The sequence below is a fragment of the Pseudomonas sp. LW8 genome, from assembly GCF_041956865.1.
GTDB classification, from domain to species: Bacteria; Pseudomonadota; Gammaproteobacteria; order Pseudomonadales; family Pseudomonadaceae; genus Aquipseudomonas; species Aquipseudomonas siliginis.
The window spans coordinates 4,569,980-4,590,369 of sequence record NZ_CP168138.1 but is presented as its reverse complement, the minus strand read 5'-3'; the positions used below and the strand labels follow the sequence as shown (position 1 = coordinate 4,590,369).

Genomic DNA, 20,390 nt, shown 5'->3' with positions numbered 1-20,390 from the left:
CTTGATGGGTTAGCCAAACGGACCTTTCCTCAGAGCGCTGCTCGACGCCACTCGTCGGTTCGCATCCACCAGCTAGAGTCAAAAGGTAGAAATTGATTGTCTGTTGGTGAAGTTTGATCGCAGGCGTAGAGTGAATACGGTAGAATTCGCGGCGCCTGAGATGGAGCAACAGTCTACGGCATAGATTTAGACGGAGAATATCAATTGGAAAGTCGGGACATTGAAATAAGGCGGCACTTTCACAAAAAGCGCTTACAACACTTCCATGACTGCCCAAACACTATTGTAATAGACGAGCTTGGTATTGCTCACGGAAAAAATAGAGCAGATATAGCAGTTCTGAACGGGACTTTTCATTGCTTTGAAATCAAAAGTTCAAAAGACACTATAAATCGCCTGCCTGAGCAGTTGTCAGAGTATTCAAAATGCTTTGAAAAGATCTCAGTAATATCCGCTCCAAATCACATTCAAAAAATAATGACCATTCTTCCATCTTGGTGCGGTCTGATCGTCGCGACCAAGGGTGCTAAGGGAGCGGTGGCATTCAAAACTATAAAACGGCCCAAAAAAAATCCACAGCTAGAAATTACGGCCATGGCTCACTTTCTCTGGCGAAGAGAAATAATCGAGTTGCTTACAGCACTGGGCGTGGAAGAAAAACATCTTAATCAGTCCAGAGAAAAACTTTATCAGTTGATTCCTCCAACCCTTACCGCACAGGAACTGACCCAGTGGATCAAGGTTAAGTTTATGGGCCGTAAAGACTGGAGAGCTGCCTCACAACAAATGTTATGTGATGATTGACGCCAACCCATTTCCAAGTGGTCAAGTTGCCGCAGTTGTTCAACTTATTAGCGGTTTCATCAATTCGTTCATCACCTTTGCTAAAGCTACTAGTTGAATATTTGCCAGAAGATATGATGGCTTTACAGTGGTCAATCATCTGGGCTTCATTACCTCGAAACGCACCGCCCTTTGGTACAAACCAAGAGTCATCTATAGTGTATACAATTTTTCCGGCAGGCTTCATTTTGCGCATATCTAGGCTTAAAAATGAAGGCGACTCAATGGAGTAGTCTCCAAAACAAGGCGCGTATATCGTTTTGGCCATCTCTGCACGTAAACTGGGAAAAAGTCCCCACTCGTGCCGCTTTTGAATTGCACCTGGCTTTTTTATATCGCGGAGTTTTAGCGATGTCGCAACAAAAATAAGAGATCGGCATGCGCTACACCCACTCATTTTATTTACCGCTCCTGCGACTATTTTAGCAAACAGGCCATACGGCTCGAAGTTTGCGGGCTCTCCTAGATCAACAACTAAATCCACCTCTTCCCAAGAAGAAACGCCGAGCGAACTCATCAGCGCTGCTAGATCCGCATCTACTGATGGTTTGAGAAGCTCATCCAGTTTGAGTCTTAAAACAACCCCGGTCTTACGAGCGATTAAAAACGAGCGAATACAGGAGATGTAAGAGCCACTTTTAGAGAGGCCAACTACTGGACGGACATTACAGCCCAAATCAACAGCTTCATTTAGCACGAACTCAATGACTGGGCGCCCGTCATCCATCAATTCATCTTCAAGAGAGTCATGGAGATCGACGAGCGCAAGCCGATTACTCCACTTGGTATAAAGTCTTTTCGGGAAAGTTTCTACGTGCTCATGGACGGTCTTTTTCATTCTCTCCTCCTCGAAATCATACTCCCTAGGAGGTATTACCAGAAGAGGAACGACTTTATCCTTCACCTCAGCCTTCAGAGTGAAAAGCGCTTGGTACTCTCCCTGTCGCCACTTTAAAACTGGCACATACTTTTCACTGCTGATTTTCATAGCTGTTCCTCAAAACAGGAGCGTACCTTTCCGTTCCCCAAAAGCTCAGAAAGCACATGATAGTTATTGCTTTCCTTTCGAATTCTTCCCGCCAAAATACTTGGATGGATGCCTATTCTTTCTGCATCAAGTCGAACAGCTTCTGGAGTCATTGAAAATCTAGAAACGCATGAATCCCAGGACTCGCTGCTTATCAAAGCCTCTAAAGCAAACTCATCCGCTTCTCGCTCAACCAAATCACCCTCACCACCTCCTTCCTCATCAAAATAGTCCATTTGGAGAGAGTCAAATATATGAAGAGATATATGAGCAAGCTCATGAAACAGTACGAACCAGAAATTATCTAAACGATCATATCTCAATGTAAGCGCAACAACTGGATGTCCTGTCTCTAGCACCATGGCAGCCCCGTCAAGGTACGTGCCAGGTAAATGCTTTTCTAGAACCAACACTATCCCTTTCTCAGCTAAGAATTTTTTAGCTGCTAGGGGGGCGCCCTCAATCTGCGTTAAGGACGATAGTTCTTTCATCCAGCTATCCGTATGGCCGTATTCATAAACAGCTCCAGACGCCACCTCTTCTCTAGCTAGCTCTAACACACGAGCCTGCCAAGCTAATAAAGCATATTCGTTGGGCTTATTCTCCCCATGAAACTTCTTCCTATGCAGCGCGGGAGTATATTGCCCACCGCCACTAAGAAAGTAATCTCTGACTTGATCTACAGCACTAGTCCCTTTTTTTACTGTAATCCAACCGCGCTTAACCATTTCTTTTGCGGGGAACAAAGTCCAATCAATATTCTCTACGCTATTCCAGCAAAAAACCGAGTCAGCAGAATTCGCCTTGGCACCTGACCATGATTCGCGAACTTTTACATTCAGTACTTCAGCTACAGAAATAAGACGAGAAAGGCTAGCCCCCATATAACTAGAGGCCTCATATCTCTGAAGCTGCTGGGTTGGAACCCCTAATTTCTCAGCAAGATCTTTTTGCGTCAAACCCAACCCAATTCGAGCGTATATAAGAGTCTTAGGTAGCTCTGACAAGCCAGAGCATTCTAAGTAGGAAACTTTCCCCTCCTTAATTAACTCATACTCCTTAATCTCAGACTTTATATCTAGGATTTGGGATTCCAGAGCATCAAGCTGAGCCGAGTCCAACCACTCGACTCCAGAGGGTTTGAAAGCATTTAGCGATTCGCTAAGCTTTTCAAATTGCTTGTGTGCTGACTGATATTGCCTTTCGTTATATATCATTCTCGTGCTCTCCCACACTCAAGGGGCTCGCAAGTCAAATCGATGGATAAGATTCCTTTAGGATGACCTGTAAATCGATCATTCTGAAAAAACTCCAGGAAAGTCTTTCCTGGTTCGGCCTGAGCGCCAAAGGGGAAAAACTCCCCCCCGTATTTCAACTTCTGATTCCTCCTCTTATCGCGGAAATCAAGGAATACAGGGTCGATTTTTTCGTGGATCACCCCGGCGGGGTCCCAGCATACGTCGTAGTCACCTGGCTGAGGCTTGGCCGTTACGTAACTGCCGTCTAAGTAGACAGTGCGACAGCCGGCAGCGCGCAATGCTGTGAACGCAGACTGCATCCCGACGAAAAGTCGTCGACGCTTCGCATTGATAGCAAACACCTGCTCCACCTCTGCCATAGTGGCGACGTGGATTCCCACTGGCAAAACTGGCCAAGGGCTTTGGTTCGGATTAACAAGAGATGGGATCATGATGCAACAAAATTGTTGTGTCGATGCGAGAAGATAGCCACCCGCCACCTGAGCGGTCAAGCTCCGATTACGTGAAGTACTCAGTTTGTAAAATGCCAATTTTTCTTGAGCTGCTGTAGCTTTCGTTAAGCTATTGATATTTATATACTTTTAATTCCGCTGCGTTTTTTGCCTTCCGCTTAATTTTGTCAAGCAATGTGACTCAGCCGGTAACCATAATCTATGCGGCGTCTGATGGCGGAGGGGAGCAAACGACAACCTAAGTCGCGACGCTCCTGGGCGTGTATCGCTTCACCCTGTACCGTTCCCTCAGAATGAGGATGGCACCAGATGAAAGACCGGCCACACGACGAGGCAATGGCCAAGCAGTTCCATGCCGATCCGGCCTATGCGGCCGAGCTGCTGGCCGAAGTGCGCCGTAACGGCGACTCGGCCGAGCTGGCCATTCTATTGAGACAGATAGCCAAGGCGTTCGGACAGGGTGAGGGGTGGAGTCTTGCCGATGCAGAGCGCAAGCTATCGTCTATATAGCAGGGTATGGCATATTTCATGGTATTTATATTATTGTTTTTTTTAACTTGTTGAAATTAAACGAATTTATTATATTTTTAATAATAGAGTGGGAATGATCCTGCTGCGGTTCGAATAACGAAAAACCCTTGGCGTGAAGCCAAGGGTTTTTTCGTTTCAGAGCCCTGATAACTGATCAGGCGGGTAAACGACTTTGCAGGGTCATGCCGAGCTCGATCAGGCGCTCGGCTACTGCGGCGATGTCGCGGAAGACCATGCCGGTGATGCGGCGCATCGACTGGTCCCAGATATAAAACCGGCCATCTGCGGTGCAATGCACCCTTGTTTGCACGATGTTGCTGGCGCTGTTGCGCCGCACGAGTGTGTATGTGCTTGGTTCTGTTTTCCGTATCACGAACATGCCATTGCGAGGCAGAAGCTTTTCCAGCGTTGCATCATTCCATGGCGGCACGGGGGCCTTGACCTGCAATCGCAGGTCAGCGAACAGAGGGTCGAAGGCGCTGTTTGTCGTCGCCCCGTTGTAAAACGGGCCGCGAGCGACTTCCACTCCCGGGTCGATCCTGAGGTCGGCCACCTCGTCGGGCCAGACTTCTTCGATGCGCAAACCGATGCCGCCCCGGAGTTCGCTTATGCCTGCCAGATCTCTGAAGGTATTGGTATTCGTGGCATCGACCAGAGCCACCCACTTGCCGGGTCTGTTGAGGAGCTTGTCACGCTCCATGATCTGCGTTGCGAGGCGCGCCTTGATCATCTGCTCTTCGATCGACGTGAGCGGGACTTTCAGCGTGCAGGTTTCTGCTGCATCCAGTCCATGAACCCGGACGCCATTGGCTTGGGCAGCCCGGATCAATTCGAGCATGTTGAACCGGTTCTCAGGGTCAGTGCCCAGGCTGGACAAATAGGTACTGAGGTCTTCTGACATGTCACCCGACAGGTAGAAATGGTTGAGGTCATCCTGGGCGAAATCACTCAGCAACCCACGCACGTAGAGCGTTTTGATATGCCGCGCGAACGTTGGCATGTTCTCGATCATGAAGCGCGTGCTGGCGATGCGATCGAGGGTTTCACCGACGGCCAGTCCATCGGTACTGGCAAAGATGAGATCAATCAACTCATTGATCTCCATCTGCGGACTGACGGGCGGAATGACCGGGCGCTGGGGCAGGTTGATCCATTTCAACTCCCGGTAGAATGCTTCGGCGTCGTTCAGCAGAGCCGTGCGTTGTTCGCCGAAATGGGCCACGTAGCGGTCGGTCGCCAGCAGATAGCGGCGCCCGGCGCTTGTGGTCTCGGCGGAGGCGTTGGGCAAGTTCATTGCCCATCTTCTCATCCCGGGTATTTCCGTCTCTGAGATACCCTTGAGCTTCGTAACCGGGCGTAGCGGACACGGAACGCCTGGAAGCGGTTCGACGCGTGGCAGGTCGACCGACGGTGTTGCCTCGGTTGAGCTCACATCAGTCTCCGGCAAACATGCCTTGCCCACGCATTGACCGCCTCCGCGCAGCCGCAGCGCTGGCATGCGCTCCCACTTGCCGGCGCTTCCCAGGCGGACCGGCAACGAGTAAGCGAACTGATTGGGACGCTCGGGATTGATGATTGCCCAGTTGCCACTGTCCTGCGAGTCGGCGAAGTAGCGCACGTAATAGGCGGCGCCATCCATTTCGATGGCATGACCGGGTTCTTTGTCGAGGCGGTAGATGCCTTCGTATTTCCCCGGCGTCGCCTCTACAGCGTGTTGCGCAAGTAACTCGTTGCATCGATAGCTGGCCGGTACTTGCGCAAAAGTCGAACCTTGCCGCGGAGCAGGCGTAATCAATGGCTCAGTGACGTCGACGAATGTCGATTCGCCGGGGATTTCGTTTGCCAATTCGCTGGCAGTTTCGTTGGACGACCTGACGGGCGGGGGATCCAGAGGCGGCAATAACCGTGAGTCAGCCGAAGTAAGTTCGATCAGCCCGCGCATCTCTTCAGCCTCGGCATACTCAACCTGTGGCCCAACTTCCAACTGCGCGCCAGTGCCAATCAGGAACGGAACATTGAATACGGTTTCGATAGCGCTGAGCACCGCACCGATAACCCCGGCTCTACGCTCGGTCGCCGTAATGCCGTTGATCGCCTGATCGATGTTCAGCCCCATGTTGACGACGCCCGCCCCAATCAACGGCAAAGCTGCAGGCCAGCCCACGGCCGCCATCGGGCCGAACACTTTCAGCCCGGCGCTCAGATAGCCGGTCCAGAGTTTCTTGCGCAGGTCACTGTTGGACGTGAGCACCAGATGCGCCTCGGCAACCATGCCCGTGCGGGTCGACTCGCTTAACCACGTGAAGGCGTCACCGCTGATCGCAACGTTGCTGCGGTTGATCATTCGATGATCGCTGTGGCCCCAGGTGCTCACCAAACGGTTCATCAGATCAGTGAGGTTCTCGGTGATGTGATTGCTGTCAGCCAGCGAGAAGTGCTTGAGAAACAAAGAGCGTTTCTGCTCTGAATTCATCTGCTCAAGCAACCACCAGTGCAGATCCGCGGCAGTGTCCATCAGCCGAAAGGCCTGGGCCTGTCCCGGCAGGTAAAGGGTCTGCCGGCCACTGTCTTCGACCAGACGCAGCACGTTGGTGGCGACGTGACCGTCCAGATCCAGCGTGCGCACTTGCGCGCCGACCGGGTACGTCGATCGGAGCATTTGCAGGGTTACCGGCCAGGTAACGGGGCCGATCAACGAGGTGACGATGCGTTGAAAGTCATTGCCGTCAACGTCCCCCTGTTGCAGCGCCTGCACCGCCTGACTGAGAAAATTGCACTTGGCCAGGGCGCGGAAATCGTCCGACGAGGTTTGCCAGAATTTGGTCAATTGACCGCTGTAACGCGTGCTGAAATCAACGGCCCAGAATGCCTTCAGCACATCGCTGCCAAGCAGTCGTACTTCGTTGCTCTGATTGAAATTCTCCGCGCCCGGGCCATCCGAGTAGAAGCCGCAGTAAAGGCCCAGCAAATCTGCGTTGTCTTGGTCGGTGGCGCGAAATCGATGGACGACCAGTTGCGTGAGGGTGAGCGTTTCATAAGGCTTTTCCAGCAAGTGCTCCCAACCGGTAAAGGTCAGCGTGCTGCTTTGCGCCGTTTTGAAACGATGGAAATAAACCTGGTCGGGATCAAGGCCAGATAGGCCCTTGGCGCTCAGCAGTTCGATCGCAACTTGCCTGGCCGCATCGAGCAGGCTTGGGCAGTTCTGCACAATGGTAGTGGCGATGGCTTTGAGGGCGGTTTTGTCCGCTGCGTTTGGCAGCAGACGACGTTCGGCAGTGGTCATTCGGGTGTTCATCCTTGAGACACAAAGGCAGAAGATGGCCCATGCGCTCAAGGGGAGGGTGTTACTCGGCTATTGCGTGTTGCGTATCGAAAGATATGCCTCAGCGCCGCGCCACATCGGAAAAATAGAACTTGTCCAGCGTATGCCGCGATTCGGTGTACTCGAACTGGCGGCCGTCCTGCAGGAAGGTCTGGTTGCTGACCACGATGACATGGCTCTGGCCGTCGAGGTCCAGATGGTGGTGGTCGTCCTTGCTGCACGGCACGGCTTCGATGGTGCGCTGGGCGTAGGCGATCTGCAGTTGCAGGGTCTGTTCGATGTGGGCGTAGATCGAATGTTCGGCGATGTCTGCAGACAGGTCGGGAATCACCTCGCTGACGAAGTGGTTGATGTCGAGGATGACGCGTTTGCCGTCGATGCGCCGCACCCGTTTGATCCGGGTGATCGGGCTGCCGGGCTCGGCATTGATGTGTTCGAGCAGCGCACCTTCCAGCGGCACCTGACACATCTCGACCACTTCGGTGCTGACGTCGTTGCCCAGTCGCGGGTGGGTCTCCTGGAAACTGACGATGCCGCCGAGCTGGAATTCGATCGGGTTGGTCGCCAGCACGAACGCGCCTTTGCCGTGAATCTTCTGAGCGAAACCGCGTTCCTGCAACTGGTCGATGGCCTTGCGTACCGTGCCACGGCTGGCCTGATAGGTGTCCATCAGCTCGGTTTCGGAAGGCAGCCGGGCGCCGCGCTCCAGGCGCTGCGTGGTGATGCTGGCAAGCAAATCGCTGTAGATCTGGTTGTATTTGCTCATGGCTGGACTCTGTGCCGACGGTGCTCAAAACCCCGAACCTTAAGGGCAGGGTAGGGGTTTGTCCATGCGGACGAAGGAAAACATCTTAGGTCGGAGTAGGAAGAATCCGCATTTTTCTGACGTTCATCCACGGACGCAAACTCGTACAGACGAGTTGTTGCATTAACTCGTACAGACGAGTATTTTTCCTCTCGGCGTGCTGCCAATAACAACAATCCACGACGGAAGAACAAGCATGAGCCATGACTACCCGAACATCGCCAAGGAGCTGCTGGAAAGCCTCGGTGGCCGCGACAACATCGAGCAGGCGGCGCATTGCGTGACGCGTTTGCGCCTGGCGCTGAAGAACCCCGCGCTGGTGAATGTGGCCGCGCTCAATGGCGTCGATCTGGTCAAGGGTTCGTTCTTCACCGGCGGCTTGTATCAAGTGGTCATCGGCCCGGGTGATGTTGAAAAGGTTTATGCCGAACTGCGCCAGCAGACGGGCCTGGCGGCGTCGACCATCGCCGACGTTAAACAGAAAAGCGCCGAGAAGATAAACGCCATGCAGCGGCTGGTGCGGGTGTTTTCCGATGTGTTCATGCCGATCCTGCCGGCGCTGATCATTGCCGGCCTGTTGATGGGCATCAACAACCTGCTTGGCGCCAAGGGCATGTTCATCGAGGGCCAGACCCTGCTGGATGCCTATCCCAACCTCGACGGGTTGTGGAGCCTGATCAATCTGATGGCCAACACCTCGTTCGTGTTCCTGCCGGCGCTGGTCGGCTGGTCGGCGGCCAAGCGTTTCGGCGGCAGCGAAATCCTCGGCATTGTCCTCGGTCTGATGCTGGTACACCCGGACCTGCTCAATGCCTGGAATTACGGCAAGGCCGTGGCCGGGCTGGACGGGCAGCAACTGCCGTACTTCGACATCCTCGGCCTGTTCCAGGTGGAAAAGGTCGGCTACCAGGGGCAGATCTTGCCGATCCTGCTGGCGGCGTACGTGATGAGCGTCATCGAAAAATGGCTGCGCGCGCGAGTGCCCAACGCCGTGCAATTGCTTGTGGTGCCGATCACCACCATCGTTGTCACTGGTGTGCTGGCGCTGGCGATCATTGGCCCGGTGACCCGGCATATCGGCATCTACATCACCGAAGGGCTGGTGATGCTGTTCGATCTGGCGCCGTTGGTGGGCGGTCTGATTTTCGGTTTGCTGTATGCGCCGCTGGTAATCACCGGCATGCACCACATGTTCCTCGCCGTGGATCTGCAATTGATCTCGAGCCAGGGCGGCACCTTCATCTGGCCGATGATCGTCATGTCCAATCTGGCGCAGGGCAGTGCGGCCCTGGCGGTGTTCTGGATGACGCGCAATGCGCGGGACAAGAGCATGGCCTCGACCTCGGCGATTTCTGCGTATTTCGGCATCACCGAGCCGGCGATGTTCGGTGTCAACCTGCGCTACAAGTTTCCGTTTTACGCCGCGCTGGCCGGTTCGGCGCTGGGCTGCATGTTCCTCTCGCTGAACAAGATCCAGGCCTCGGCCATCGGCGTCGGTGGCCTGCCCGGTTTCATCTCGATCATTCCGCAGTTCATCCCGATGTTCGTCATCGGGATGCTGATTGCCATGCTCGTGCCGTTTGCCCTGACCTGCGTGCTGAGCATGAAGATCGTCCGCCCGGGTTACCGGGTTGCCTGAAATTGAACTGTAGGAGCTGCCGGAGGCTGCGATCTTTTGATCTTGCCTTTCAAAATCGAAAGATCGCAGCCTCCGGCAGCTCCTACAGAGATCGTAAAATTCAAGAGGGAAATCCGCCATGCAAGACTGGCAACGTTCGGTGATCTACCAGATCTACCCGAAGAGCTTTCACAGCCATGCCGGCAACGCCACCGGCGATCTGCTCGGCATCGTCGCCAAGCTCGATTACCTGCAATGGCTGGGGGTCGATTACCTGTGGATCACGCCGTTCCTGCGCTCGCCGCAGCGCGACAACGGCTACGACATCAGCGACTACTACGCGGTCGATCCGAGCTACGGCAGCATGGCCGACTGTGAACTGCTGATCGCCGAAGCGGGCAAACGCGGGATCAAGTTGATGCTCGACATCGTGGTCAACCACACCTCGATCGAGCATGTGTGGTTCCAGCAGGCGCGCAGCAGCCTCGACAACCCTTACCGCGACTTCTATATCTGGCGCGACCAGCCGAACAACTGGGAATCCAAGTTCGGCGGTTCGGCCTGGGAGTACGAAGCGCAGACCGGCCAGTATTATCTGCACCTGTTCGACCACACCCAGGCCGACCTCAATTGGGACAACCCCAAGGTCCGCGACGAAGTGTTCAAGATGATGCGTTTCTGGCGCGACAAAGGCGTCGGTGGCTTTCGTCTGGACGTGATCAACCTGATCTCGAAACCGGCGGACTTCCCCGAGGACGACAGCGACGGTCGGCGCTTCTACACCGACGGGCCGAACGTACACACCTACTTGCAGCAGATGCACCGCGAAGTCTTCGAAGGGCATGAGCTGATCAATGTCGGAGAAATGTCTTCGACCCGCCTCGAACATTGCATTCGTTACTCCAACCCGCAGTCGAAAGAACTGTCGATGACCTTCAACTTTCATCACCTGAAGGTCGATTACCCGAATCTGCAGAAGTGGGTGCGCGCCGATTTCGATTTCCTCCAGCTCAAGCAGATTCTCTCCGACTGGCAGACCGGCATGCAGGCGGGTGGCGGCTGGAATGCGCTGTTCTGGTGTAACCACGATCAGCCACGCGTGGTCTCGCGGTTCGGCAATGACGGCGAGTACCGCGAGCTGTCGGCGAAGATGCTCGGCACTGCGCTGCACTTTCTGCAGGGCACGCCCTTCGTTTATCAGGGCGAAGAATTGGGAATGACCAATCCGGGGTTCGAGAGCATCGAGCAATACCGTGACGTCGAGACCCTGAATATCTTTCGCCTCAAGCGTGAAGCCGGGGCAAGCGACCTCGACAACATGGCAGCGATCATGCAGAAGTCCCGCGATAACGGGCGCACGCCGATGCACTGGCACGCCGGGCACAACGCCGGCTTCACCCGCAGCGAACCATGGATCGGTGTGCCGGCCAATGCCGCACAGATCAACGTCGCGCATCAACTGCACGACCCGGAATCGGTACTGCATCACTATCGGCGCCTGATCGCTTTGCGCCGCACTGAAGCGTTGATCTCCGATGGCATCTATCGCCAACTACTGCCGGAGCATCCACAGGTCTGGGCGTACCTGCGCGAGGGGACGGGAGAGCGCTTGTTAGTGGTGAACAATTTCTATGGCACCGCATGTGAGGTCGAGCTACCGGCGCTGATCGACGAAGCCCAGGAGCAGCGCCTGCTGATCAGCAACTACCCGGACTGCCCGCAACGCACGAGTTTGCTGCAGTTGCGACCTTACGAATCCTTCGTGCTGCACCTGACCGACCCCTGATTTTTTAACTGAATAACAACCTTTGAAAAAACACGCAGAACGCTGCGCGGGGGATTTGTGCGCGCTGAATTCCTGCAACCACACAATAAAAACAACGGGTGGCATATATGAGAGCAACCATAAATTACAGCCTGGCAGTCGCGGGGATTTGTCTGGCAATGCCCACGTCCTCACAGGCGCTGGAGTTCGGCGGCTATCTGCGCAGCGGTGTCGGTACTTCGGTCAACAGCAGCAGCCAGTCGTGTTTCCAGTTGCCCGGCGCGCAGACCAAATATCGCCTCGGTAACGAGTGCGAGCAGTACGGTGAGCTCGAGCTGCGCCAGGATCTGTACACCCTCGACGACGGCTCGGTGCTGAGCGTCGACGGCATGGCATCGCTGTACAACCGTTACGACCGCAGCCTGACGTTCAAGGAAGACAACGGCTCGATTCGTTTGCCGCAGGCTTACGCGCAATGGTCGGCGATGCCCGCGCTCAACGGCGGCTCGCTGTGGGCCGGTCGGCGCTACTACAAACGTAACGACATCCATATTTCCGATTTCTATTACTGGAACCAGAGCGCCACCGGTGCAGGCATTGAAGACGTGTTGCTCGGTGGCCTGAAATACAGCTACGCCTTTTCGCGCAAGGACAACCTTTACCAAAAGGATTACATCAACCGCCACGACTTCAACGTCGGCGGTTTCAACAGCAACCGCGGCGGAGAACTGGAGTTCGGCCTCAGCTACATCGACAAGCCCGACAGCCGCGACGCCCACCGTGGCTGGGCGATTACCACTCAGCACGTGCAGCAGGACTTTCTCGGCGGCAAGAACAAACTGGCGCTGCAATACGGCGAAGGGCCGGGCACCGGATTGGGCTATACCGGTAACGTCAGGCTTGATGACCGCAACAAGAGTTATCGGATCGTCGAGTTCTTCGACTGGCAACTGACGCCACGTTTTGGCGGACAATTCCAGGCGGTGTATCAGAAAGATATTCGTCAGGGCGGCGCCGATCAGAACTGGCTGTCACTCGGTGTGCGTCCGGCCTATGCACTGAGCGAGCAGTTCAAACTGGTGACCGAACTGGGTCACGATCAGGTCGAGGCGGCGGACGGCACGCGCAAGCTGAGCAAGTTCACCTTTGCACCGACCTGGTCACCAAAAGGCCCGGAATTCTGGGCGCGGCCCGAGGTGCGTCTGTATTACACCTATGCCAGCTGGAACCAGGCAGCCAAGCGTGCCGCCAACCTGTTGGCCAAAGGTTCGGCGCTGTCCGACACCGGCGTCTTCGGCAACGCACGGCACGGGGCCAATGTCGGGCTGCAGGTTGAATACTGGTGGAAATAAGCAAAGCGGCTGCGACCGCTCATTCAATCAATACACGCTCAGGTGATGTCATGGCCACACCCCAACAATTGCAGCTGCTGGCTCCTTTATCCGGCGTGCTGATGGCGCTGGACCAGGTGCCCGACCCGGTGTTTGCCGGGCGGATCATCGGCGACGGTTTGTGCATCGACCCGACTTCGTCAACGCTCTGCGCACCGCTTGCAGGTGTGGTCAGCGACGTGCAGGCCAGCGGGCATGCGCTCACCATCACCAGTGATGCGGGTGTTCAGGTGTTGATGCATATCGGCCTGGACACGGTGAATCTCGCCGGCGAAGGATTCACCCGCCGCGTTGACGCGGGGCAGCGGGTCGAAGCGGGGCAGGCGCTGATCGACTTCGATGCTGACTACATTGCCCTGCACGCGCGCAGTTTGTTGACTTTGATGCTGGTGGTCAGCGGCGAGCCGTTCGATTCACTCGTTGGCTCAACCGGGTTGGTCGAGGTGGGCCAGCCAGTGCTGGACGTCGTGGTCGGCGCAGCCGCCGGCGAACATCCTGCGCCGGTGCCGGGCGACGCGGTGTTCTCGCAGCCGATCCATCTGCCCAATCCCAATGGCCTGCACGCGCGGCCGGCGGCAGTATTCGCCCAAGCGGCCAAAGCATTTTCAGCGACCATCCATCTGCACAAGCTGCACGCGCAAGCCAACGGCAAATCCCTGGTGGCGATCATGGCGTTGCAAACGGCCCATGGCGACAGTGTGCAGGTCAGCGCCGAAGGCGAAGATGCCGAAGCAGCGGTCGCAGCGCTGACACGCTTGCTGGGCGAAGGCTGCGGTGAAGCGGTGACAGCGCCCGCACCGGTCGAAGCCGACGCAGCAGAAATGCCGAACATCCTGCGCGGTGTCTGCGCCTCGCCCGGTTCGGCGCTGGGACAAGTCATGCAGATCGTCGAAGCGTCGCTTCTGGTCAACGAGTTCGGCGCCGAGCCGCCAGTTGAACTGGAGGCGTTGAGCCAAGCACTGATCGAAGCCGACATGGCCCTGCAACATCTGCGCGACACCGCCAGCGGCCAGGCGCAGGCGGAGATCTTCAAGGCGCATCAGGAACTGCTCGCCGACCCGAGCCTGCTGGATCAGGCCAGGGCGCTGATCGACGCGGGCAACAGCGCGGCGTTTGCCTGGAAGACCAGCACCGACGCAACGGCGGCGATGTTTCGCTCGCTGGGCAATGCCTTGCTGGCCGAGCGCGCGGCGGATCTGGATGATGTCGGCCAGCGCGTGCTGAAGCTGATCCTCGGTGTTCACGAGCAAGCGCTGGAGTTGCCGGACGACACCATTCTGATCGCCGATCAGTTGACCCCGTCCCAGACCGCCGGGCTCGATACGCGCAAAGTGCTCGGGTTTGCCACCGTCGGCGGTGGCGCCACCAGCCATGTCGCGATCCTCGCGCGAGCCTGCGGTTTACCGGCGATCTGCGGCATGCCGGCGCAAATGCTCGGGCTCGGCAACGGCACGCGGGTGCTGCTCGATGCCGACAAAGGCGAATTGCAGTTGCATCCGGACGCCGAGTCCATTGACCAATTGCGCACGCGGCATGAGCGCCAGCGGCAGCGTCATCAGCAGGAGCTGGCGCAGGCCAGCGAGGCGGCCTGCACCCGTGACGGTCAGCACATCGAAGTCACCGCCAACGTTGCCTCGCAGCAAGAAACCGCCCAGGCCATGGAGCTGGGCGCGAATGGCGTGGGGCTGCTGCGTTCGGAATTTCTCTACCTGGGCCGTCAACAGGCGCCGAGCCATGACGAACAGGTGGCCACTTACAGCGCCATCGCCCGCACCATCGGGCCGGCACACAATCTGGTGGTGCGCACCCTCGATGTCGGTGGCGACAAGCCGCTGGCCTACGTGCCGATGGACAGCGAAACCAATCCCTTCCTTGGTTTGCGCGGCATTCGTCTGTGCCTTGAGCGACCGCAACTGTTGCGCGAACAATTTCGCGCGATCCTCGCCTGCTGTGAACTGACGCGTCTGCACATCATGTTGCCGATGGTCACGAATTTGGCCGAACTGCGTCTGGCGCGGCAGATTCTCGAGCAAGAAGCGCGGGTGCTGGGCCTGGCGCACCTGCCAAAGCTGGGAATCATGATCGAAGTGCCTGCCGCTGCGCTGATGGCCGATGTGCTGGCGCCGCACGTGGATTTCTTTTCCATCGGCACCAACGATCTCACCCAATACACCCTGGCCATGGACCGCGATCATCCGCGTCTGGCCAGTCAGGCGGACAGCTTTCACCCTTCGGTGCTGCGCCTGATTGCCATGACGGTGAAGGCTGCGCATGCCCACGGCAAATGGGTCGGCGTCTGCGGTGCGATGGCGTCTGAACGCCTTGCCGTGTCGCTGCTGCTGGGGCTGGGTGTGGATGAGCTGTCGGTGAGCGTGCCGTTGATTCCGGCGATCAAGTCGGCGGTCCGCGAAGTGGATCTGGCCGACTGTCGAATCATCGCCGAACAGGTTTCGAACCTGGAAAGCGCCGCCGACGTGCGCGCAGCCTTGCAGCAGTTTCATGGGGCGAAAGTCGATGCCTCGCCGGTTATGGAGAATTGAACATGTTCGACAAATTGCAGCAGGCATTCTGGAAAGCGCTGACGCCGGATCTGGTCCCGGATGAGGTGAAAGCCGTCGCCGAACCGATTGCCGGCCTGAGCGCCGAGATTGTTGCGGCGCTGGGCGGTGTGGATAACCTCAAGTCGCAGCAACCGGTGGCGCTGACTCGGGTGCGCGTGGCGCTGCACGACGCGGCCTGTGTCGACCGTCAGGCGTTGAGTCTGGCCGGTGTGGCGGGCGTCATGCCGCTTGAGGGCGGCGTGCTGCACCTGATTACCGGGCTGCGCGCATAAGGCCGACAAGACGTGCGGCCGCAGGTCGCCCTTACTGTTTCTCAACTGCGGGTGTATCGTATTCGCCTTTTGCGGATCCCTCGGGGTCTGTCGCTGATACGTGAGGTAGTTGAGTTCATGTCCTTTACCCGTCGCCAAATCCTCGGTGGCCTGGCCGGTCTTGTTGTCGTTGGCGTGGGCGCGGGAGGCGCGTCGCGTTACTGGCTGGGCAAGATGGCCGACGCCGAGGCCGGCCACGACTATGAACTGATTGCCGCGCCGCTCGATGTCGAGCTGGTGCCGGGGCACAAGACCGAAGCCTGGGCGTTCGGCCCGTCGGCGCCGGGCACCGAATTGCGCGTGCGCCAGGGTGAATGGCTGCGGGTGCGTTTCATCAATCACTTGCCGGTGGCGACTACCATTCACTGGCACGGTATCCGCCTGCCGCTGGAAATGGACGGCGTGCCTTACGTGTCGCAACTGCCGGTGCTGCCGGGCGAATACTTCGACTATAAATTCCGCGTGCCGGACGCCGGCAGCTATTGGTATCACCCGCATGTCAGCAGCAGCGAAGAACTCGGACGTGGTCTGGTCGGGCCGCTGATCATCGAGGAACGCGAGCCGACCGGTTTCAAGTACGAGAAAACCCTGAGCCTGAAGAACTGGCATGTCGACGAGCAAGGTCAGTTCGTCGAATTCAGCATCCCCCGCGAAGCGGCCCGTGGCGGTACCGCCGGGCGCTTGTCGACGATCAATGGTGTGCCGCTGCCGGTGATTGATCTGCCGGCCGGGCAGGTCACGCGGGTGCGTCTGCTTAACCTCGACAACACCCTGACCTATCGCATCAACATTCCCGGTGTCGAAGCGAAGATCTACGCGCTGGATGGCAATCCGGTCGAGCCACGACCATTGGGCAAGGAATACTGGCTCGGCCCCGGCATGCGCATTTGCCTGGCGATCAAGGCGCCGGCGGCCGGTGAAGAGTTGTCGCTGCGCAACGGCCCGGTGCGCCTTGGCACGCTACGTTCGGTCGCCAACACCGACGCGCCGACAAACTGGCCGAAAGCCCTGCCGGCCAACCCGGTGGCCGAGCCGGATCTGGCCAATGCCGAGAAACTCAACTTCAATTTCGAATGGGTCGGCTCGGTCTCGGTGAACACCGAAAACGGCAAGCCGCCGAGCCTGTGGCAGATCAACGGCAAGGCCTGGGACATCACCGACAAGACCTGTGCTGACCGACCGATTGCCAGCCTGAAACTGGGCCAGAGCTATATTTTCGAATTGAAGAACATGACTCAGTACCAGCACCCGATCCACCTGCACGGCATGAGCTTCAAGGTGATCGCGTCGAACCGGCACAAAGTCGTGCCGTATTTCACCGACACCTATCTGCTGGGCAAGAACGAGCGTGCGCAAGTGGCGCTGGTGGCGGATAACCCGGGGGTGTGGATGTTCCACTGCCATGTCATCGACCACATGGAAACCGGCCTGATGGCCGCGATCGAGGTGAAGTGATGCGCCAGATCCGCCCGGCGGCGATCATCGACCGCAGCCGCGACCGCGACTTCATGCGCGAAGCCCTGACCCTCGCCGCACAGGGCGCCGCCCTCGGTGAGGTGCCGGTGGGCGCGGTGCTGGTGCACGATGGCGTGATCATCGGTCGCGGCTTCAATTGCCCGATCAGCACCAGCGACCCGAGTGCCCACGCCGAAATGGTCGCGATCCGCGCCGCCGCGCAGGCCGTGGATAACTATCGGCTGCCGGGCAGCACGCTGTATGTGACGCTGGAGCCTTGCAGCATGTGCGCCGGGCTGATCGTGCATTCGCGGGTGGCGCGGGTGGTGTACGGCGCGCTGGAACCCAAGGCCGGGATTGTGCAGAGTCAGGGGCAGTTTTTTACCCAGGTTTTTTTGAATCACCGGGTGTTGTATGAGGGCGGTGTGCTGGCAGAAGAATGTGGTGCGGTGCTGACCGAGTTTTTCCGCGCCAGACGCACTAAAAGCCCCTCACCCTAACCCTCTCCCAGAGGGAGAGGGGACCGACCGAGTTGAATGGACCAAATCCGCCGACCTGAAATACCGAGTCGGACTCAAGTTTTGAAAAGCTCAGTAATCAGCTCCCTCTCCCTGGGGAGAGGGCTGGGGTGAGGGGTAGGCCCACCGCGGTCATGGGAAAATACGCTTACTTCCTGGCGACGATAACTGCCCGCATCGGCGCCGGCAGCCCTTCAATGGTTTTGCTGTGATCCTCGGGATCAAGAAAATCGCTCAGCGACTGATACTTCATCCACTCCGTCCCGCGTTGTTCTTCCACCGTCGTGGTACTGACATCCACACAACGAATATCGCTGAATCCGGCTCTGCGCAGCCACAATTCCAGCGCCGGCACCGACGGCAGAAACCACACGTTGCGCATCTGCGCGTAGCGATCTTCCGGCACCAGCACCTGATGCTTGTCGCCTTCGACCACGAGGGTTTCCAGCACCAGTTCGCCGCCCTTGACCAGGCAATCCTTCAGCGCCAGCAAATGCTCGATCGGCGAGCGACGGTGATAGAACACGCCCATGGAAAATACTGTGTCGAAGCCTTCCAGATTCGGCGGCAGGTCTTCGAACGGGAACGGCAGGTGCCAGGCATTCGGCTCGGACAAGTAACGCTGCACCGCCTGGAACTGGCAGAAGAACAGCCAGTTCGGGTCGACCCCGATCACGCTGTCGGCGCCGGCGCCGAGCATGCGCCACATGTAGTAGCCGTTGCCGCAACCGACATCGAGGATGCGTTTGCCCTTCAGGTCGAGGTGCGGGGAGACCCGCGACCACTTCCAGTCCGAGCGCCATTCGGTGTCCACATGCACACCGAACAGATCGAACGGCCCTTTGCGCCACGGCGACAGGCCCATCAGCGCCGTGCGCATCTGCGCGCGGGTGTCGTCGTCGCAATCGGTGTCGAGTTTCAGGCCGTTGAGCAGGTCGACTTCGCTTGGCTGGATCTTCGGCAAGGCGTCCAGCGCACTTTGCCAGCGCTCCAGATCGCCGTGGCCTTTGTCCATTTTCTTGTCGAGTTGCGCTTGCAGGGTGTTGGCCCATTCGGCCAGCGGAGTACCGGCCAGACGCCGGGCGAGGGGGGACAGATCAATCATGGCAAGGCAATCAACGAGGCAAAGTTAAGACACTGGAACCACGGCACGACTTTCGAGAACCCGGCGGCCAGCAGGCGTTCGCGGTGTTCTTCGAGGCTGTCGGGCTTCATGACGTTTTCGATGGCGCTGCGCTTCTGGGCGATTTCCAGTTCGCTGTAGCCGTTGGCGCGTTTGAACGCTACGTGCAGGTCGGTGAGAAGGGCGTGTTCTTCGGCATCGTTGAAGCGCAGCTTTTCCGAGAGAATCAGCGCGCCGCCGGGCAACAGTGACTGACGGATGCGCGAGAGCAATTCAGTGCGCTGATCCGGGGCGATGAATTGCAGGGTGAAGTTCAGCGCCACCACCGACGCGGGCTGAAACTCCAGCGCGAGGATATCGCCCTCGATCACCTCGACCGGCAGCAGTTCCTGAAACATCGAATCCTGACCATTGAGATACTCGCGGCAACGCTCGACCATCGCCGCCGAGTTATCCACAGCAATGACCCGGCAGCCGTCGGTGCGCACATGACGGCGCAGGGCTTGAGTCACTGCGCCGAGCGACGAGCCGAGGTCGTAGAGCACGCTGTTCGGCTGGGCGAATTGCGCCGCGAGCACGCCGAGGTTCTCGACGATGGTCGGGTAACCCGGCACCGAGCGCTTGATCATGTCCGGGAACACCCGCACCACGTCTTCATTGAAGGCGAAGTCAGGCACCTGGGCCAAAGGCTGGGCGAATAGGCGATCGGGTTCTTTGCTCACGGCGGCGTCCGGCGGTGTCGGTGGAAAGGGCCGGCATTTTAGCCAAAGTGGCGCGGGGATGCTTGGGTTGTCTGATAAAGCACCGAACCGGGTGTAATTCTCGCCGTCTGGGATATGGCTTTCGCGAGCAGGCTCGCTCCCACAGGGGGGGCGCGGTGATCTGTCGGAGCGAGCCTGCTCGCGAAGAAGCTGCAGTCAGTTCACCGAAATGGCGCAGTCGAATGTCTCAACAGGCAGCACTTCCGGTGCCCACGGTTGTTGCGAGGTCAGGCGCAAACGTCCGGTGCCTGCTGCGAATGCCTGGAAGCGCCAGGTCGAAACCCCCGCTGCGCCAACCACGCCGGCATCTTCCGGATTGCTGTAAACCTCGGGGCTGAGGGCGCGCAACACGCCGCCAGCTGAATCCTGAATCGCCCAGCGGTAGCCGGTGGTCGGGTTGCTTGGCAGGCTGATGATCAGGTTTTGCCCGACGTTGAGTCGCACGGGACATTCGCTTTGTTTTTCCACGGTCACGTTGTGTTTCGGTTGCGTGGCGCAGGCCGCCAGCAAGGAAAGGGCGAGGGGGAGAAACAGGCGAGTGGGGGACATGAGATCAGCAGCTCCGGCGGTTACGACGAACGGCGAGCATAACTGAAGATGGGACAAAGTGTGACGGTCAGGGAGTTCCGTGTTGGCAGCACTGAAGCC

17 protein-coding genes are annotated in these 20,390 nt (G+C 57.7%); 9 read left to right on the top strand and 8 right to left on the bottom strand.

Features of this window, described 5'->3' with window-relative positions:
* The first annotated feature begins 204 nt into the window (after window positions 1–204).
* Complete coding sequence (locus AB9L16_RS20635) at window positions 205–804, top strand: sce7726 family protein (RefSeq protein WP_375122632.1); 600 nt, start codon at window positions 205–207, stop codon at window positions 802–804.
* On the opposite strand, the gene AB9L16_RS20630 is transcribed toward AB9L16_RS20635, so the two are convergent.
* Genes AB9L16_RS20630 through AB9L16_RS20620 form a run of 3 tightly spaced genes read right to left on the bottom strand, consistent with a single transcriptional unit; the run spans window position 749 to window position 3,620 of the window.
* Window positions 749–1,831: a beta family protein gene (locus AB9L16_RS20630; RefSeq protein WP_375122631.1), complete on the bottom strand. Its 1,083-nt coding sequence runs from the start codon at window positions 1,829–1,831 to the stop codon at window positions 749–751. The genes AB9L16_RS20635 and AB9L16_RS20630 overlap by 56 nt on opposite strands.
* Window positions 1,828–3,087, bottom strand: a complete 1,260-nt coding sequence (locus tag AB9L16_RS20625; protein ID WP_375122630.1) for an XRE family transcriptional regulator — start codon at window positions 3,085–3,087, stop codon at window positions 1,828–1,830. The genes AB9L16_RS20630 and AB9L16_RS20625 overlap by 4 nt, the downstream gene beginning before the upstream one ends.
* Window positions 3,084–3,620, bottom strand: a complete 537-nt coding sequence (locus tag AB9L16_RS20620; protein ID WP_375122629.1) for a hypothetical protein — start codon at window positions 3,618–3,620, stop codon at window positions 3,084–3,086. Before AB9L16_RS20620 ends, AB9L16_RS20625 begins: the two co-directional genes overlap by 4 nt.
* Window positions 3,621–3,890: 270 nt before the next feature.
* Between AB9L16_RS20620 and AB9L16_RS20615 the strand changes: the two genes are divergently transcribed.
* Window positions 3,891–4,091, top strand: a complete 201-nt coding sequence (locus tag AB9L16_RS20615; RefSeq protein WP_375122628.1) for a transcriptional regulator — start codon at window positions 3,891–3,893, stop codon at window positions 4,089–4,091.
* A 175-nt stretch (window positions 4,092–4,266) separates the two neighbouring features.
* On the opposite strand, the gene AB9L16_RS20610 is transcribed toward AB9L16_RS20615, so the two are convergent.
* Complete coding sequence (locus AB9L16_RS20610; RefSeq protein WP_375122627.1) at window positions 4,267–7,395, bottom strand: membrane-targeted effector domain-containing toxin; 3,129 nt, start codon at window positions 7,393–7,395, stop codon at window positions 4,267–4,269.
* Window positions 7,396–7,495: 100 nt separating this feature from the next.
* Window positions 7,496–8,200: a trehalose operon repressor gene (treR, locus tag AB9L16_RS20605; protein ID WP_041479920.1), complete on the bottom strand. Its 705-nt coding sequence runs from the start codon at window positions 8,198–8,200 to the stop codon at window positions 7,496–7,498.
* A 235-nt stretch (window positions 8,201–8,435) separates the two neighbouring features.
* Here treR and treP point away from each other — a divergent pair, with 235 nt between their 5' ends.
* The 7 genes from treP (at window position 8,436) to tadA (ending at window position 17,840) form a co-directional block, all read left to right on the top strand.
* Window positions 8,436–9,878, top strand: coding sequence for a PTS system trehalose-specific EIIBC component (gene treP / locus AB9L16_RS20600; protein WP_041479919.1), 1,443 nt, complete (start codon window positions 8,436–8,438; stop codon window positions 9,876–9,878).
* A gap of 118 nt (window positions 9,879–9,996) precedes the next feature.
* Complete coding sequence (gene treC / locus AB9L16_RS20595; protein WP_056790136.1) at window positions 9,997–11,643, top strand: alpha,alpha-phosphotrehalase; 1,647 nt, start codon at window positions 9,997–9,999, stop codon at window positions 11,641–11,643.
* A gap of 107 nt (window positions 11,644–11,750) precedes the next feature.
* Window positions 11,751–12,974, top strand: coding sequence for a maltoporin (locus tag AB9L16_RS20590; RefSeq protein WP_375122626.1), 1,224 nt, complete (start codon window positions 11,751–11,753; stop codon window positions 12,972–12,974).
* 50 nt (window positions 12,975–13,024) lie between these two features.
* Entirely contained in the window at window positions 13,025–15,553 is a 2,529-nt protein-coding gene (gene ptsP / locus AB9L16_RS20585; protein ID WP_375122625.1) for a phosphoenolpyruvate--protein phosphotransferase, read from the top strand.
* 2 nt (window positions 15,554–15,555) lie between these two features.
* On the top strand, window positions 15,556–15,846 hold the full coding sequence (locus AB9L16_RS20580) for a PTS transporter subunit EIIB (RefSeq protein ID WP_252878842.1): 291 nt from the start codon (window positions 15,556–15,558) through the stop codon (window positions 15,844–15,846).
* Window positions 15,847–15,963: 117 nt separating this feature from the next.
* A complete protein-coding gene (locus AB9L16_RS20575; protein WP_375122624.1) occupies window positions 15,964–17,340 on the top strand; it encodes a multicopper oxidase family protein in 1,377 nt (458 codons plus the stop codon).
* Window positions 17,340–17,840, top strand: coding sequence for a tRNA adenosine(34) deaminase TadA (tadA, locus tag AB9L16_RS20570; RefSeq protein WP_375122623.1), 501 nt, complete (start codon window positions 17,340–17,342; stop codon window positions 17,838–17,840). The genes AB9L16_RS20575 and tadA overlap by 1 nt, the downstream gene beginning before the upstream one ends.
* Before the next feature lie 166 nt (window positions 17,841–18,006).
* On the opposite strand, the gene cmoB is transcribed toward tadA, so the two are convergent.
* From cmoB to AB9L16_RS20555, 3 genes are all read right to left on the bottom strand, one after another.
* Complete coding sequence (gene cmoB / locus AB9L16_RS20565) at window positions 18,007–18,963, bottom strand: tRNA 5-methoxyuridine(34)/uridine 5-oxyacetic acid(34) synthase CmoB (protein ID WP_095181720.1); 957 nt, start codon at window positions 18,961–18,963, stop codon at window positions 18,007–18,009.
* Window positions 18,960–19,703 (bottom strand): carboxy-S-adenosyl-L-methionine synthase CmoA, encoded by a 744-nt coding sequence (gene cmoA / locus AB9L16_RS20560; protein WP_375122622.1) that lies wholly within the window; start codon window positions 19,701–19,703, stop codon window positions 18,960–18,962. The genes cmoB and cmoA overlap by 4 nt, the downstream gene beginning before the upstream one ends.
* 195 nt (window positions 19,704–19,898) lie before the next feature.
* Window positions 19,899–20,291, bottom strand: coding sequence for a protease inhibitor I42 family protein (locus AB9L16_RS20555; RefSeq protein ID WP_024014192.1), 393 nt, complete (start codon window positions 20,289–20,291; stop codon window positions 19,899–19,901).
* Window positions 20,292–20,390 lie beyond the last annotated feature (99 nt).